The 16,246-nt window shown below is 48.2% G+C and carries 17 protein-coding genes; 11 read left to right on the top strand and 6 right to left on the bottom strand.

The features are described from left to right. Positions 1-48 precede the first annotated feature (48 nt). From PPO43_RS05335 to PPO43_RS05285, 11 genes are all read left to right on the top strand, one after another. Positions 49-1,686 carry a mechanosensitive ion channel family protein gene (locus tag PPO43_RS05335; RefSeq protein ID WP_272620774.1) on the top strand — a complete coding sequence of 546 codons (1,638 nt, stop codon included), beginning with the start codon at positions 49-51 and terminating at the stop codon, positions 1,684-1,686. A gap of 3 nt (positions 1,687-1,689) precedes the next feature. Further along, the gene (locus tag PPO43_RS05330; RefSeq protein WP_272620773.1) at positions 1,690-2,538 is read left to right on the top strand and encodes a TerC family protein; all 849 of its coding nucleotides are present in this window, start codon (positions 1,690-1,692) and stop codon (positions 2,536-2,538) included. 101 nt (positions 2,539-2,639) lie between these two features. Further along, on the top strand, positions 2,640-2,951 hold the full coding sequence (locus PPO43_RS05325) for a rhodanese-like domain-containing protein (protein WP_272620772.1): 312 nt from the start codon (positions 2,640-2,642) through the stop codon (positions 2,949-2,951). A 120-nt stretch (positions 2,952-3,071) separates the two neighbouring features. Continuing rightward, positions 3,072-3,494 carry a rhodanese-like domain-containing protein gene (locus PPO43_RS05320; protein ID WP_272620771.1) on the top strand — a complete coding sequence of 141 codons (423 nt, stop codon included), beginning with the start codon at positions 3,072-3,074 and terminating at the stop codon, positions 3,492-3,494. 3 nt (positions 3,495-3,497) lie between these two features. Beyond that, complete coding sequence (locus PPO43_RS05315) at positions 3,498-4,004, top strand: tetratricopeptide repeat protein (RefSeq protein WP_272620770.1); 507 nt, start codon at positions 3,498-3,500, stop codon at positions 4,002-4,004. Between the two features lie 494 nt (positions 4,005-4,498). Further along, entirely contained in the window at positions 4,499-5,047 is a 549-nt protein-coding gene (locus PPO43_RS05310; RefSeq protein WP_272620769.1) for a hypothetical protein, read from the top strand. A gap of 2 nt (positions 5,048-5,049) precedes the next feature. Then, on the top strand, positions 5,050-5,388 hold the full coding sequence (locus tag PPO43_RS05305; RefSeq protein ID WP_272620768.1) for an ArsR/SmtB family transcription factor: 339 nt from the start codon (positions 5,050-5,052) through the stop codon (positions 5,386-5,388). A 92-nt stretch (positions 5,389-5,480) separates the two neighbouring features. Further along, positions 5,481-5,933 carry a DUF6428 family protein gene (locus tag PPO43_RS05300; RefSeq protein ID WP_272620767.1) on the top strand — a complete coding sequence of 151 codons (453 nt, stop codon included), beginning with the start codon at positions 5,481-5,483 and terminating at the stop codon, positions 5,931-5,933. An 11-nt stretch (positions 5,934-5,944) separates the two neighbouring features. Next, complete coding sequence (locus PPO43_RS05295) at positions 5,945-6,535, top strand: arsenate-mycothiol transferase ArsC (protein ID WP_272620766.1); 591 nt, start codon at positions 5,945-5,947, stop codon at positions 6,533-6,535. After that, positions 6,519-7,547 carry an ACR3 family arsenite efflux transporter gene (gene arsB / locus PPO43_RS05290; protein WP_272620765.1) on the top strand — a complete coding sequence of 343 codons (1,029 nt, stop codon included), beginning with the start codon at positions 6,519-6,521 and terminating at the stop codon, positions 7,545-7,547. Before PPO43_RS05295 ends, arsB begins: the two co-directional genes overlap by 17 nt. Before the next feature lie 199 nt (positions 7,548-7,746). Continuing rightward, positions 7,747-9,762 carry a peptide MFS transporter gene (locus PPO43_RS05285; protein WP_272620764.1) on the top strand — a complete coding sequence of 672 codons (2,016 nt, stop codon included), beginning with the start codon at positions 7,747-7,749 and terminating at the stop codon, positions 9,760-9,762. Positions 9,763-10,754: 992 nt separating this feature from the next. On the opposite strand, the gene PPO43_RS05280 is transcribed toward PPO43_RS05285, so the two are convergent. The 6 genes from PPO43_RS05280 to thiS all read right to left on the bottom strand — a co-directional run bounded on the left by PPO43_RS05280 (position 10,755) and on the right by thiS (position 15,919). Next, entirely contained in the window at positions 10,755-11,525 is a 771-nt protein-coding gene (locus PPO43_RS05280) for a thiazole synthase (protein ID WP_002659408.1), read from the bottom strand. A gap of 8 nt (positions 11,526-11,533) precedes the next feature. Continuing rightward, positions 11,534-12,190: a thiamine phosphate synthase gene (locus tag PPO43_RS05275; protein ID WP_272620763.1), complete on the bottom strand. Its 657-nt coding sequence runs from the start codon at positions 12,188-12,190 to the stop codon at positions 11,534-11,536. Then, positions 12,183-12,944 (bottom strand): hydroxymethylpyrimidine/phosphomethylpyrimidine kinase, encoded by a 762-nt coding sequence (locus PPO43_RS05270; RefSeq protein WP_272620762.1) that lies wholly within the window; start codon positions 12,942-12,944, stop codon positions 12,183-12,185. The genes PPO43_RS05275 and PPO43_RS05270 overlap by 8 nt, the downstream gene beginning before the upstream one ends. After that, on the bottom strand, positions 12,923-13,549 hold the full coding sequence (locus PPO43_RS05265) for a thiamine phosphate synthase (protein WP_272620761.1): 627 nt from the start codon (positions 13,547-13,549) through the stop codon (positions 12,923-12,925). Before PPO43_RS05265 ends, PPO43_RS05270 begins: the two co-directional genes overlap by 22 nt. A 251-nt stretch (positions 13,550-13,800) precedes the next feature. After that, positions 13,801-15,672: a phosphomethylpyrimidine synthase ThiC gene (gene thiC / locus PPO43_RS05260; RefSeq protein WP_272620760.1), complete on the bottom strand. Its 1,872-nt coding sequence runs from the start codon at positions 15,670-15,672 to the stop codon at positions 13,801-13,803. A gap of 31 nt (positions 15,673-15,703) precedes the next feature. After that, positions 15,704-15,919, bottom strand: coding sequence for a sulfur carrier protein ThiS (thiS, locus tag PPO43_RS05255; protein ID WP_272620759.1), 216 nt, complete (start codon positions 15,917-15,919; stop codon positions 15,704-15,706). Positions 15,920-16,246: the final 327 nt, after the last annotated feature.

The following is a 16,246-nucleotide window of genomic DNA, read 5'->3' as shown; positions in this document are numbered from 1 at the left end:
CTTAACTTTGGGCTTGGAAAACCTTTGTACATAAAAACAAGAGCATTTATGCGCTTTACAAACAAGCGATTATCATTATTACTACTACTTCTTTTACCCTTTTTGGCTTGGGGGCAAACTGCAGATCCTTCAGAAAAGCCCGAGGCCAATTTGCTGACGCCCTATGATGCGATTTATACGCATTTGTACTATTTGCAGGCGGATCATTATGATGCGAGCATGGCGGCTAGGGCTTTTTATAAGCGGGGCGAGGCGGGCCAGGATTTGGCTTTAAAGCTCAAGCAGATTTGGGATGGAAAAGGCTTGCGGGTGTCTTTGAGTCGGATACCAGAGGACCCCATGTATAGGGATTCTGTGGGGCAGAAAAATGTCTATATTCCCTATCCGCAAGAATTGCCGGAGGTCTATTTGGAGCGGAATAAAATATCGGGCAAATGGCATTATTCGAGGGAGACGGAGCGGGCGATTCCGCAACTGCACAAGCAGGTTTATCCCTTTGGGAGTGATATTTTGCTCAGTGTTTTGCCACAGTTGGGGCAGCAGCGTTTTTTGGGCTTGGCGAGTTGGCAGTATTTGGGGATGTTGATTTTGATTGCCTTGAGTTTTATATTGCATGCCTTTATCTCGCGTTTGTTTAGGTGGACCATTCACTTTTTTGCGAATAGCCGTTTGGGCAAGGGGCATTTTGATGAGAAGCAAGTCATTCGAATGGCCAAGGTCTTGAGCTATCTTTTGGTTCTTTATATTGTCTATACCTTTGTGCCTGTATTGCAGTTGCCTATTGGCTTGAGTTTTTATCTGCTGTTGATGCTCAAGTTGACCAATACGGTCTTGTTTGCGGTTTTGGCCATGCGGACCCTGGCCTTTTTCCGTTCTTATTTGGAGTGGTTGACCAGTAGGACCAAGACCACAACAGATGAGTATCTATTGCCTATTTTCATACGCATTGTCAATGCCCTAATCATTGCTTCGGCCTTTATACATGCTTTAAGCGTTTGTGGGGTCAATGTAACGGCCCTATTGGCGGGGCTTTCTTTGGGTGGTTTGGCGGTGGCCCTAGCGGCCCAAGAAGCCTTGCGCAACCTCTTGGGCTCTATGATGATTTATGCGGATCGGCCCTTTCAGATTGGGGATTTTGTGACTGTGGGGACCGTAACGGGGACCGTGACCGATATTGGTTTTCGTTCTACGCGAATTAAAACCATGGACACCTCTGTGATTTCTGTGCCCAATGGTAACCTCATGAATGAGACCATCAATAACTTGGGGGAGCGGGAATTGCGCCGTTTTAATACGACAATTGGGGTAGCTTATCATACGCCTCCAGCCTTAATTGAGACCTTTATTCAGGGCTTGAGAAAACTGAATGAAGCGCATCCGCATACGGATAAGGAAACCTACTATATTCATTTGAATAATATGGGGGCCTCCTCCTTAGATGTCCTCTTTATGGTCTACTTCAAGACGAATGATTGGGGGCAGGAATTAGCTTGGAAAGAAGAGCTTATTTTTGCTATCTTGCGACTTGCAGAGGCCCTTGGGGTGCAGATTGCCTTCCCTTCTACCTCTGTTTATGTGGAAACTATGCCTGGGCAGGGTTCTGTGGTCCCTTCTTATGAGGAGGAGCTTCAAACTGCTCAAGCTCGACTGGACGAATTTATTCGCAACATGAAAACTAATAAATAAGCTATGTTTGAAGGATTAGCGGAATTGATTGCCTCTCCGCAAGCTTGGACTGCCTTGCTGACGCTTACCTTTATGGAGGTCATCTTAGGAATTGACAATATTGTATTCATTTCGATTGTGGCTAATAAGCTCTCGGAAGAGGAGCAGCCCAAGGCGCGAAATATCGGTTTGCTTTTGGCGATGGTCCTTCGGGTATTGCTTCTTTTTGGTATTTCTATTCTCTTGCAGTACCTCACGGCTAGTTGGGGCGATTTACACATCCTAAGTTTTCATGCTCAGCCTAATGGGCAGGCCGTTGTGCTTATTTTGGGAGGGGTGTTTCTCCTCTACAAAACCATTAAAGAGATTCATCATAAGTTGGAGGGGCACAACCCCGAGAACAATGATGGAACAGGGGCCAAGTTAATGGATGTGATTATTCAGATTACCATTATCAATATGGTCTTTTCTGTAGATTCTATTCTTACCGCTATTGGGTTGACCCAAGACCTGACCCAAAGTGATTTGAATGCTTTGCCTGTCATGATCTTAGGGGTAATCTTTTCGGTATTGATTATGATCGCCTTTGCTGGACCTATTGGTCGCTATATCAATAAGCACCCTTCTATTCAGATGTTGGCGCTTTCTTTCTTGCTCCTTATCTCCTTTATGTTAATTGCAGAGGGTGGGCATTTGGCCCATGCTGCGATTGGAGACTTCCATATTGAGGCTATTCCTAAGGGCTATTTGTATTTTGCCATTGCCTTTTCGACCTTAGTACAGATGTTAGTTTTGCGGATGGACAAGAAATCAGAGCCCGTTGTTCTACACTCTGCCTTGCAAGAGGCCGAAGAGCGGAACCTGCTACAATAAAACCAGAAGAATAAAAAAGCGTTATAGGAACAAAGTCACATTGTAGCCCAAAAGAATGCATTATCTTACAGCCATTCTTAAAACTGCTAAATGATGAAACTATGAGCTTTCCTAATCTAGGGCCTGCCGAATTTAAGGCAGCCTTCGAAGCTGATGAAAACGCTGTTGTACTAGACGTACGCACTCCCGAAGAGATTGCCGAGGGTAAGATTGAGGGAGCGATTGAGCTCAACTTCTTCGACGACAATTTTCAACAGGAGGTCCTTAAATTGGACGCCAACAAATCTTATTACATTTATTGCCGCTCTGGCCGCCGCTCAGCAAGTGCTTGTGCATTTTTGGCCCAAAATGGCTATGCTGAAGTCACGAATTTGGACGGAGGCATGATGGCTTGGGAACATACTCAGGTATAGGCGTTCTCAAGTTCATTAAAAGACGCTAAGCAAAGGCCAGCCGATCATCGGCTGGCCGCTGCCTAGTCTTCAAGCCCCTCCTAACTGCAGCGCTAAAGAGCAAAAGAATAATTATTTAGTATGAATCCGGTTTTCTTTGCAACGGTATTTATCGTAGGCGCTATCTTTGTTTGGCTGTTTTTTATTCGAGGAAAAGGACAAAAACAGCAGCTTCTTCCCTTCCAGAATTTAGATATTGAAGATTGGTTGCAGGCCCTAGAACAACGGCCCAATGCCATCATTTTGGATATTCGAGGAAATGCGGCCTTGGGCCGAGACAGTATCCCCAATGCCGTTTTAGTCAATTTTGAGCAACGCATACAGTTTGTAGAATTTCTACATGGGCTAGATCAGGACCAGCCTTATTTTGTATATTGCGAGCACGGACAGTGGGCGGCCAAAGCCTGCCAAGTTATGTACAATAATGGTTTTAAACAGCTCTATGCCTTGCGTGGTGGTTTTGCCGCCTGGCAGGTCGCTCAGGGCAAGGACTGGACAATCTAATTTATGCTCTCTTTACTTCGACAAATTAAGTGGCTGGCCATTTGGCCCCACCTAATCGTTTTTGCCCTCTTTATTGCCTTGCTCAAAGCTTTGGGCTTGGGCTGGGATATGGCGCCTTGGTTGGGCGCCCTGCTCTATTTGGGCCTCTCTGTTTTGCTCCAAAATATTATTCCTCATCATCATCGTTCGGGCATGAAGGCCCTGCAAAATGAGGATTATGAGCTGGCCCGCCAAGCTTTTGCCTGTAGCTACGATTACTTTAAACAGCATGCTTGGCTAGATGATTACCGCTCTTTTTTTATTCTCAGCATCTCGAATATGAGCTATAAGGAAATGGCCCTGATTAACCAAGCCCTCTGCTATTTTCAAGAAGATCGCTGGGACGAAGCTCGAGCCGCCTACGAGCGCGTTTTAGCTGAATATCCAAACAGCCGCATGGCCCAAGAAGCAATCGATTATATGAATAATCCCGATCCTGAAGAAGAAGAGGAGGAGGAGGAATATAACTAGTTGATTTTGGGGCCCGCGGCCGCCCTTTATAGCGGGGCGGCCGCCGCTATGCTGCGGGGCTCGCTATTCGCTCGGCCCTTCGCCAGCAAGCTGGCTCGGTCTGGCCTTCGGCCACCCCTCCGCAGCGCTGGGCCATGGCTCGCTGCGCTCGCAGGCGGCTGCGCCGCCTCAAAAAGCAGGACCAAAAGGAACAAATTGGCCGCTTTTGCTCTTATGCAGGGACTAGCCAAGGCAAGAGCAAAGAAGAAAAGATTTTTTTTGTTATATTGCTATGCGTTCAAGAGCTTCTTGGACCTAGAGGCGGCGCAGCCGCCGGCTTAGGGATGGATAGGGGGGCGGCAAAGCCGCAGACCCAGCGGGCAAAGCCCGCGCAGGGCCGAGCGAATAGCGAGCCCCGACACAGCCCGACCCGCAGGCCCAAAGGGCCGAAGGGGAAGCCCCAAATACTTCCCCTAACCACTATTTTAACTGCTTTCTCCAATCGTATCCGCATCATGGCCAAGCGTAATAAAAAATCCTTTTCAACCGACTTAGAATCTTTGTTTGAGCATACGCTCTATGAAGATAATGCCCAAGATAACCCTTCTGTATTGACTGTGGAAGAGGAGGAAAGCAGCAAAAAAAGCAAGCAGAAAAGCAGCAAAAAACGCAAAAGTAGCCGAAAGTCTTTTGCCGATAATCTCGAAAGCTTCTTTAAGGAAAGTATCGAGAGCTCTTTTGGTAAGGATGGGACCTCTGTAGCTGAGGTGAAAAGAGGCGTTGTGCAAAATAAAGATGGCGAAAAGGCCGTGGGTATCGAGCTTTTGCTCAAGCGTACCGTGCCCGAAAGTCCAGAAGAACAAGAAACGAACGGCAGCCGAAAGTCTAAGCAAAAGACTCGTCGATTGACCGTGGTGCTCAATAGCAAGAAAATTGATCAGTTTAAAACCATTGCCCGACAGGAGAATAAACCGATGCGACAAATTTTGGACAAATTGATTGAAGCTTATATTCGAGAGCAGGAAGAACTTTTGGAGGAAGAAGAGAAAAAATCTAAAAAGTAAATATGGCGAGCAGCAAAACGGAACTCTTTACTACGGCACAAAATGAGATGGCCAAATTGGCTAAAGCTTTGGCGCATCCCGCTAGAATTGCTATTCTGGAGCGCCTCATTGCTGCGGAGGCCTGTATTACGAGTGATTTGGTGGAGGAGCTTGGCTTGGCTCAGGCTACTGTTAGTCAGCACTTAAAAGCCCTGAAAGAAGCTGGGCTTATTCAGGGAAATATAGAGGGCGTTCGCCGAAATTATTGTATTGATTCTGCGGGCTGGCAACATTTGCAAAAGACTTTAGGTCCACTCATCAATGGAACAGAATTGTTAAATTCTGATAAAAAATGCTGCTAATTTAGTCAGTTAAATTACTTATCGTACTTTTACGATTACTAGGCCGAAATGGCCTTTTCTTTTTATCTAATCTATCGCAAAAATACGATCTTATGAAACTATCTGCATTGAAAGCTCATTTGGCCCAGGCCGAAGCACTTAGTATTTTTCAGCAAGATGGGCAGTTGATTCCTGCGCATTTTCATTTGACAGAATTGGGGGAGGTTCAGAAAAGGTTTATGGATTGTGGGGGGCAGCTCCGGGAGCAAAAGGAGTTGGTCCTGCAGTTTTGGGTAGCTGATGATGTGGAGCATCGTTTGGCGCCCAGCAAGATGCTCAAGATTATTGAGTTGGCAGAAGAAAAGCTGCAATTAGCTGATTTAGAATTGGCTGTGGAGTATCAGGGGCCTAATAGTTTGGAGTATTATTGGTTGGGATTGAATAACTTGGGGCAGTTGGTCTTGCAAGCTAAGCAAACGGATTGTTTGGCTAAGGAGGCTTGTGGAATTCCCTTTGAGGAGGAGAAAAAATCTTCTTGTTGTGGACCAAATTCTGGTTGTTGTTAAATCTTAAATCCATGTCTATTTATCCAAAACTCCTCAAGCAAATTGAGCAATTGGAGAAAGAGGTTGCGGATTATCCTGTTGATCGTTTTGCTTCAATCATAGCTGCTTTAAGGGCTGCGCCCAAAAACAGTCAGCTTTATTTTGTGTGTCGACACAATAGCCGAAGAAGTCAATTTGCTGAATTTTGGGCGCATTTATTCAATCATTATTTTGGATTGAATTTTCAGATTTATTCTGCGGGAACTGTAGCAGGTCCTCTAGCGCCTCAAACTACAGCCTGCCTTCAACAGCTGGGCTTTTCGTTAGTTGGAGGGTATTTATATTGGGCCGAGAATCAAGGAAGCCAATTGAAGACCAAGCTTTGGGCTATAGAGGGGCAAAGTGAACAGCCTATTTATGCCTTTATGCTTTGTAGTGAAGTGGAGGCCGACTGTCCTTATTTGCCCGAGGCTTATCAGCGCTTTTCATTGCCTTATGAAGATCCCTCGAAAATGGATGGTCGTGCTCAGGCTGCTTTTGTATATCGTCAGCGAGCACAAGAAATAGGGCGAGACCTCTTTTATATTTTCAGCAAATGCAGCCAAAATGAAATACTTAGATAAATACCTGACCGTATGGATTTTTATCGCTATGCTATTAGGCTTAGTGTTTGGGAAATTCATTCCCAATTGGGGAGAAATTCTGGCTAGTTGGGAGTATCAAGAAGTGAATATCCCTTTAGCTATTGGATTGATCTTAATGATGTATCCTCCCTTAGCTAAGGTAGATTATCGGCTATTGCCAAGCCTAATGAAAAACCTCAAGGTTTTGGGGCTTTCTTTGGTCCTCAACTGGATTATTGGCCCCTTTTTGATGTTTGGCCTTGCGGTTTTGTTCTTTGCCAATCAACCTATGTATATGACGGGCCTTATTCTCATTGGCTTGGCCCGCTGTATTGCTATGGTTTTGGTTTGGAACGATTTGGCCAAGGGAAATAAAGAATATGCAGCGGCTTTGGTTGCGCTCAATAGCCTGTTTCAACTTTTTGGCTATGGGGCTTATGCTTTATTTTTTATTAACTATCTGCCAGCTTGGCTAGGGATTGAACTAGATGCGATTCCAGAAATTCCATTTCACTACTTGCTTAAGACGGTGGGGATTTATTTAGGAATTCCCCTTGCGCTAGGTGGCTTGAGCCGCTTTTTAGGACAGAAATATTGGGGCAAAGCCAACTATGAACAAAAGTTTCTGCCCAAAATAGGTCCGCTGACCCTGCTTTTCCTACTCTTTACTATTGTGTTGATGTTTTCGCTCAAGGCAGATATCATCTTTGAGCTGCCCTTGCAGGTCTTGCATTTGGCCCTTCCGCTTAGTCTTTATTTTGTCTTGATGTTTTTATTGGGCTTTTTTATTAGCCGCTGGCAAAAGGTCCCTTATGATCAGAATGTAGCCATTTCGTTCACGGCAGCAGGCAACAACTTTGAGCTGGCTATTGTGGTGGCGATTGCCCTTTTTGGTCTAGATTCTATTGCGGCCTTTGTGGCTGTAGTGGGCCCATTGATTGAGGTCCCCGCCCTTATTTTATTGGTCCGCTTGGCTTTCTACCTCAAGCGAAAATATTATGATAATTTGTAATGTAGACAAACTGAGCTGCCCCCACGCACTTAAAATCTATCGGGAGGTTCCATAATTTCTAGCTTTTTATTACCTTGATGCAAGCTTAATCTAAGATTAACACCCCAGGATGTCCTCTTGTCGCGCTAAGGCCCCAAAAGGACATCCCTTTTTTTGGGGGGACAAACTACTTCATTATCAAACCTACTTATTTTAAACTATGCATCCTTATACTATCATGACGATAGCTTGGGTGGCTAGCATTGCTTGGATCGCTTTCGTGATCATGACGAACCGCAAGGCCCACCCCAAAGCTCTTTTCTACCTTTTCTTTGTGGAAATGTGGGAGCGCTTTTCTTATTACGGTATGCGTGCCCTCTTGGTCCTTTATATGACCAAAGGTATGCTCGAATATGATTATGACCAAGCCTATAGCGTTTATGGGGCCTACGGCTCTATGGTATACGCTACACCTCTAATCGGGGGATTATTAGCCGAGCGCTTTATGGGCTACCGAAAAGCCATTATGTGGGGAGCCATCCTGATGATGATTGGCCACTTCCTCATGGCTTTCGAACATGAATATATTTTCCTTACCGCCCTCGCTATGCTGATCCTCGGTAATGGCTTCTTTAAGCCCAATATCTCGAGTATGATTGGTAAGTTCTACTCTAGAACAGACCCCCGCCGAGATGGTGCCTTTACCCTATTCTATATGGGGATCAATATCGGAGCTTTCCTTTCTGGCCTTACCTGTGGGGTGGTCGGAGAGATCGAAGGCTGGCACTGGGGTTTCTCTCTAGCCGGTGTAGGGATGCTTTTAGGCCTTATCATTTTCTGGATGGCCCAACGCTCTGGTGTCCTAGAGGATAAAGGCTATGCCCCTCATGAAGCTACTGAAGATGAGGTAAGTGATGAAGAGGTACCCTCTTATACCCTAGAGGAAAATGCTAGCTCACCCAAATTGTTGGGACTCCCTGTCAACTGGGCTATTTATATTATTAGCTTGGTGGTGGTCCCCCTCGTTTGGTTCCTCCTCCAAAGCCATGGCCTACTTGATCTTATCGTTTTGCTCATGGGATGCGGTATGATTGGCTACCTGATCTTTACTTCTCTAGGCTATGAAAAGGTCCAAAGAGAACGCCTCTGGGTAGTGCTTACGCTCTTCTTCTTTACTATTATTTTCTGGACCTTCTTCGAGCTAGCGGGTAGTGCCCTTACCGTATTTACCGATAATAATGTGGCCAAAACGAGCTTCCTGACTACTACCATGTTCCAGTCGCTCAACCCACTTTATATCATGATGTTTGCCCCTGTTTTCTCCTTTATGTGGATTCAGTTGGCTAAAGCAAAGAAGGAACCCGCTGCTCCCGTGAAGTTCGGTATCGCTCTCGTTCTTTTGGGGGCCGGTTTCTTGGTCCTCAAACTCGGAGAAGGGATGGCCACCGCAGGGATGATCCCCGCTATCTTTATGGCCCTTTTGTACCTCCTCCACACTTTGGGCGAACTAGCCCTCTCTCCTGTGGGCCTCTCTCTAGTAACTAAGCTCTCTCCCGCCAAAGTGGTGGGCTTTATCATGGGCTTCTGGCTGATGTCTACCTCTTTCGCTCACTTGGCAGGGGCCAAAATTGCCCAGATGACTAATGTCGATATGTCTGAGCTAATGGTGGAAACCGAACGCCTAGAACGCTTCAACAATAGCATGGAGAATGATGATATCAAAACTGCCATGCTCGCCAATAAAGAGGTCTACAAAATGTATGTAGGTAGCTCTAAAGATACGACCAAAATGAAGGAACTCGGCTTTACCGCCGAAGACGCCACAGAAACACACTCGGTCCAAGAGTTTGTCCTTAGCGATTTCTTCATTAAGGAACTCAACAAAAATGGCGAGAAGTATCATGCCGTTACCGTTGCCGATAAAGCAATCATGGAAGAAGCCGCCAAACAAGAAGAGGGCCTCTATAAAGAAGGCCTCATCAAAAAGGCAAAAATTAGCTTCCTCTCTACCGATGCTAGCCTCAAAACAGAAGAGCCTAAGCAGTTCCCCAAAGATCAAATCGAAGAGATGATGGCCGCTAGCCCCAATGCCGCTGTATCCAAAACAGTGGCCGAGGATACACTAGTGATCTGTATCAACGTATTTATGATTCTTGGTTTTGTTGCCGTTGGTGGCGGTGTCCTCCTCATCCTCCTCTCTGGAGTGGTGAAACGCTGGATGCACGGGATCAACTAATTCCTAATCAATTTTCTCCTGAAAAGGCCCTGAACTTCGGTTTTGGGCCTTTTTGTTTTTTGAGGGGCCTCCTGCAGCAAAGCTGCAGGCGCTACGCTTCAGGGCTCGCAGGGCTGCTCGGCCCTTCGGCGCCTGTGGCGCCTCGGTCTGGCCTGACGGCCACCCCTCCGCATCGCTAGGCCAAGTCGCTTCGCTCCTTTGCAGGCGGCTTCGCCGCCTGCTAAACCGCCTAAAGGCCTTGATCTCTGTCAACTAGGGCATTCCAACTGGAGTAAGCAATTAGATGTCTGTCAATTAGCTTACCTAAGTTTAGGTAAGGGATTATTGCAGAGAAGGTGAGACTGTTCAGGATTTTGTGTATTAGAATAAAATTTTGGTCTTTAGCTTGTTAGGATTCAGCCAATAATTGCCTAGGGACAAGCCCCTAGGCGAATCCAATGGAGTCCGCCCTAAAGGGCCTCAAAGGCTGATATATACGGCTTTGCTAAATAGTTATTGCAGAGCAGGTCCTTATCCAAAGGCCCTCTTTAGAGGGCTGTCTGAAAAAGTTAGCCTAGGGGCTTGTCCCTAGGCGCAGGAAAGGGCGCACACAAAATTTTTAACAGTCTCTGCTTGTATTAGCATTCGTTATGGGCCGATGGTTTTAACCATCGGCTCATTTTTATTGCGCCCAGTATAGCCGCTTTGGTTGCTGTGGGTTTTAACCCACAGGTATCCATATCATATAGGAGATAGCAGGCAGGTATTTAGGCTAGGTCTAGACCGACAGATAGCAGGCGGCGAAGCCGCCGCAAATGGCCGAAGGCCAAACGGCCTAGGGGCCTGAAAGGGTGGCCGTCAGGCCAGACCGAAGCCCGAAGGGCTGAAGGGCCGAGCAGCCCTGCGAGCCCTGCAAGGGCCCGGCCGCCGAAGGCGGCAGGCCCCAAAATAGCAATAAGAAAAGCCCCACTATCCAAGAATAGTAGGGCTTGCTAAATGTTGTTGATGGGCGCTTAATCGCCAAGGAAGGAGGTCAAGGGACTGCTGGCCTCGGCCCCCATGCGCTGCTCGGCTAGGCGGGCCTCAAAGGCCATGCGCCCCGCCATAACGCCCAATTTAAAGGCTTTGGCCATTTCTACTGGGTCTTGAGCGGCGGCAATAGCGGTATTGACCAAAACCGCATCGGCCCCCATTTCTAGGGCTTTGGCGGCATCAGAAGGGCTACCGATACCCGCATCGACCACCACGGGCAGCTGACTTTGCTCAATGATAATCTCTAGGAAATCTAGGGTTCTCAGGCCCTTATTACTCCCAATTGGCGAGCCCAAAGGCATGACGGCAGCCACGCCTACCTCTTCCAAGCGCTTGCAAAGCACGGGATCAGCATGGATGTAGGGCAGGACCACAAAGCCCAATTTGACGAGCTTTTCGGCAGCTTTGAGGGTCTCGATGGGATCGGGCATCAAGTATTTGGGATCTGGATGAATTTCGAGTTTCAACCAGTTGGTCCCCAAGGCTTCTCTGGCCAATTGGGCCGCAAAAATGGCCTCCTCGGCCGTGCGCGCGCCAGAGGTATTGGGCAAAAGGTGGATATGCGGTGCATCGAGCTGGTCCACAATAGGGTCCTCTGACTTCTCCACATTCATCCGCTTGAGGGCCACCGTGACCAGCTCCGAACCAGAGGCCAAAAGGGCCTCCCGCATCAGGGCAGAAGAGGCAAACTTGCCTGTGCCCGTAAATAATCTTGAGTTAAATTCCTTATCGGCAATTTTTAATGTATCCATGCCTATCTTCATTTATACCCGCTAGGGGCCATTTCCAAAAGTTGATAAATTGTTTTGACTAGGGTCTTTTTGTCTGTCGTTTGGTTAATTAGGCCAGAAAGGGCCACCCCATGCAGACCAGTCCGCAATAAGCCTTCTATATCGGCTAGCTTAATGCCGCCAATACCGACCATGGGAATCTCCCAGCCCTTGCGCTCTAGTTGTTGCAGCCGTTCGCGATAGCCTTTCATGCCCAAAATAGGGCTTAATTTCTTTTTGGTGGGGGTAAATCGGAAGGGGCCCAGCCCAATATAATCGGCTCCAGCCAAATAAACCTCCTGAATATCTTCCCAGCTATTGGCGGTGCCGCCCAAAATAAAACCTGGGCCCAGAATGGCCCTAGCTTCCTCCAAGGGCATATCGCTACGGCCTAGGTGTAGGCCATCGGCGGCTACGGCTTGGGCCACCTCAATTTGGTCGTTAATAATGAGTTGGGCCTGATGCTGATCGCAGATAGCGCGGGCGGTTTTTCCAGCGGCCAAATAATCGGCCTGGCTCACTTCTTTGAGGCGAAGTTGAACCCAGCGGCCACCTGCCGCCAGAAAATCTGCAATTTGGTCCAGATGTTCTTGTATTCGCTGCCCGCTACTCACATATTGTAAGGCGGCAATTTCTTTTTTACTCATCTTGATAGCTCCTGTGCCAACCGAGCAGAGAGGGCTGGCTGTTCATAAATTGAAGGTTGTAGTCTTTGGCTTTTCCAAAGGCTGTGGTTAAGGGGAGCCCTAGGGCCAAAAAGGCGGTTAGGGCAGAGGAAAGCACGCAACCTGTTCCATGCTTGTCTTGGGGAGCAATCATTTTGGGGGGCCATTGAGCGGCTAGCTCGCCCGCCAAAAAGAGTTGGTCCAATCCCTTCGCTTGGGGATCATGTCCCCCTTTAAGCAATAAAGCCGTTTGTTGGCTAATGCTTTGGGCCACGGCTAAGGGCGATTGTTTGGGCCAAAGGCGCTCTAGCTCTTGGCGATTGGGCATAAAAACATCCACTCGCTCAATCAGTGCTTTGAGGTCTTCAAAAGCATCGGCCTGCTGAAAGTCAAAACCCGCAGAGGCACTAAGCACGGGGTCCCAAACAATCAGGGGCGGAGCGGCCAAGGCCGCTAGTTGGTCCAAGAGGCGACCCAAAAGGGCCAAGTCTCCAATAATGCCGATTTTCACGGCCTTGGGCGTATAGCTTTGTAGCAAAAAGGCCAGTTGTCGCTCCACCCAATCGGCTTCGGTCCAGCGCAAATCGGCAAAGCAGCCGGGCCGTTGTATGGTTTGGGCGCTACAAACCGAGAGGCCATAGACGCCCAGCTGTTCAAAGGTTTTGATATCGGCCAAAAGGCCGGCCCCTGCAGAGGGATCAAAACCCGCAATACTTAAGACAAAAGGGCCTGACATGCTGCAAGCATTTTAGCAAAATAGGCGGGGGCGGCCTCGCCTTTGAGCCAAACGGAGCCTAGAGCGCCTACTTCTTCAAAGCCTTTTTCGGCGGCGGCAGCTAGGCTGTCCAAATCAATGCCGCCCAAGCCCACAAGGCTAAAATCATATTGGTCCTTGTAGGGGCTAATGCTCCAATCTTCTTTGGGGCCATAGCCTTGCTTAGAGATCGAGCTAAAGACGGGACTCACAAAAATATAATCGAAATGCTTGGGGGCCAATTCGTCTAAAGTGCTGCGTTCATGTACCGAAGAGCCTAGGGCCAAGCCTGCTTTTTGGAGCTTTTGGCGGAGGGCCAAGAGTTCTTCTGGGCTATAACTGCGGCGGCGGGCCTCGCCCAAATGAATCCCCTGCACCTTATATTTATCGCAGAGTTCATAATGGTCGTGCAAAATAATTTTGGGGTGGTATTGGGCATCAATTTGGGCCAGAAAGTCCTCATATTGCTGGGCCGTAAAATTGGGCTTACGCAAATTGAGACAGGCTAGACCCTCTGCAAAAAGGGCATTGATAAGTTGTATTTCATCCGTCAAGAGCTCGGGATGTGTCAATAATCTGATCTTCATTTTTTCTATTTCAAAAGCCAAAGGCCCCATAGTAGAGGCCTTTAACAATTAGATGAATGATTTGGGGCTGCCCCGCCCTGCGGGCGGGTCGGGCTGTTCGGCAGCTCGCTGTTCGTTCGGCCCTTCAGGCTTTTTCGCTTCACTTCAAAAGCCTTTGGTCTGGCCCTTTGGGCCACTGCCTACCATCCCTCAGCCAGTCGCTGCGCTCCTTTTCTGCGGGCGAAGCCCGCAGAAGGGGCGGGGAGCTATCTCTAGTGGTAGATTTTACTGCCTTTAGTCAAGAACTCCTCTGATTTTTCGGCCATTCCTTTTTCTAGGGCGGTTTGGGCGTCTTCGTCTAGGCCAGCGGCATAGTCTCGGACCTCCTGCGTAATTTTCATTGAGCAGAATTTTGGACCGCACATCGAGCAGAAGTGGGCAATTTTGGCGCCTTCTGCGGGTAGGGTTTCATCATGATAAGCGCGGGCCGTATCAGGATCTAGCGAAAGGTTGAATTGGTCGTACCAACGGAACTCAAAGCGGGCTTTGCTTAGGGCATCGTCGCGATATTGTGCGCCGGGATGTCCTTTGGCCAAATCGGCAGCATGGGCCGCTAGTTTATAAGTGACTACTCCTGTTTTTACATCTTCTTTATTAGGAAGGCCCAAATGTTCTTTGGGCGTCACATAGCAAAGCATGGCTGTACCGTACCAGCCAATCATGGCGGCACCGATGCCCGAAGTAATATGATCGTAACCGGGAGCAATATCGGTAGTCAATGGGCCGAGCGTATAGAAAGGTGCTTCGCCGCAGTGCTTGAGCTGTTTGTCCATATTCTCCTTAATCATATGCATAGGAATATGGCCGGGCCCTTCAATGATAGTTTGCACATCATGTTTCCAGGCAATTTTGGTCAATTCGCCAAGGGTTTCTAGCTCAGCAAATTGGGCTTCATCATTGGCATCGGCAATAGAGCCGGGGCGGAGGCCATCGCCTAGAGAGAAGGCTACATCATAAGCCTTCATAATTTCGCAGATATCCTCAAAATGGGTGTAGAGGAAATTCTCTTTGTGGTGGGCTAGGCACCATTTGGCCATAATTGAGCCACCACGAGAAACGATACCCGTTACTCTTTTGGCGGTGAGGTGGATATAAGCTAGGCGGACACCGGCATGGATGGTAAAATAATCTACGCCCTGTTCGGCCTGTTCGATTAGGGTATCTCTAAAGATTTCCCAAGTGAGGTCTTCGGCCACGCCATTGACTTTTTCTAGGGCTTGGTAGATGGGCACAGTCCCGATAGGAACGGGAGAGTTGCGGAGAATCCACTCGCGGGTTTCGTGAATATTTTGGCCTGTAGAGAGATCCATAATGGTATCGGCTCCCCAGCGGCAGGCCCAAACGGCTTTTTCCACCTCCTCAGCGATGCTAGAGGTTACGGCAGAGTTACCGATATTTGCGTTGATTTTGACCAAGAAATTGCGGCCAATAATCATGGGTTCTGATTCGGGATGGTTGATATTAGAGGGGATAACGGCGCGGCCGCGGGCCACCTCTTCGCGGACAAATTCTGCGGTAATAAAACCTTGAGGGATATTAGCGCCAAAGCTATGTCCGGGATGTTGTTGGCCAAAGTCGATACCTTGCTGCATCAGTTCGGCTCTTCTTTGGTTTTCGCGGATAGCGATATACTCCATTTCGGGAGTGATAATACCTTTTTTGGCATAGTGCATTTGCGAAACGTTCTGGCCTTTTTTGGCGCGGAGCGGTTTGCGCAGGTTGGGGAAGCGGAGCCAGTCGATATCGCTTTTAGCGAGGCGTTCTTGGCCATAGTTAGAGGAAATGCCATCTAATTCTTCCACATCTAGGCGGTCGAGAATCCATTGTTGGCGGAGGGGCTCTAGGCCTTTATTGATATCGATTTCGACATTGGGGTCGGTATAGGGGCCGCTAGTGTCATAGACGGTAACGGGGGGATTTTCTTCTAGTTCGCCGGTGGCTTGGATCTTGGTAGGCGAGAGGCTAATTTCTCTCATGGCCACCTTAATTTGAGGGTGGATGCGGCCGGGGACATAAATTTTCTTAGAGCTAGGGAAGGGGGTTCTGGTAATTCCTTCCTGCTGAGGCAATTTATCTTTTCTCATGATATATAATTTTTAGCATAGCAAATTGGGGCTAACCGCCTTGGGTAGCCGTAATGAGTAAAACGCGATCTTGGTCGTTTAGAAAAGTGTTGGCCCAGAGGGCTTTGGGGATGACCTCTTGATTGAGGGCGAGGGCGAGGCCGCCTTCCTCTTCTTTATTTAATTGTTGGAGGAGTTGGAAGAGGCTATAATTTGTGGGGCAGCTCATGGCTTGGCCATTGAGATAAATTTGGATAGCGTTCGGCATAGGATTTCTATGGCTTAGGCGGCTCTTGGCTGGCATAGGTATGGCTATCCTGAAGAGAGAGGACGGCACTTTTCCCTACGGCAGTATGAGCTGCATCAGGTGATAAGGGTCTATTCTCAGTTTAGTTTTTGCTTAGTGGCTGGGCGTTATTGGCCTAGCGATGTGGAGGGGTGGCCGTAGGCCAGACCGAGCAGGCGAAGCCTGCGAAGGGCCGAGCGAATAGCGAGCCCCGCAACGTAGCGCCCGCCGCAGGCGGGAGGCCCCTAAAAAAAAACTAAACACCCCTAAAGTGGATGTATTGCTGTCAAAGTTAAGGAACTTTTGAGG

It is taken from the genome of Saprospira sp. CCB-QB6 (assembly GCF_028464065.1).
In the GTDB taxonomy this organism is placed as follows: domain Bacteria; phylum Bacteroidota; class Bacteroidia; order Chitinophagales; family Saprospiraceae; genus Saprospira.
This window is presented reverse-complemented; position numbering and strand designations above follow the sequence as displayed.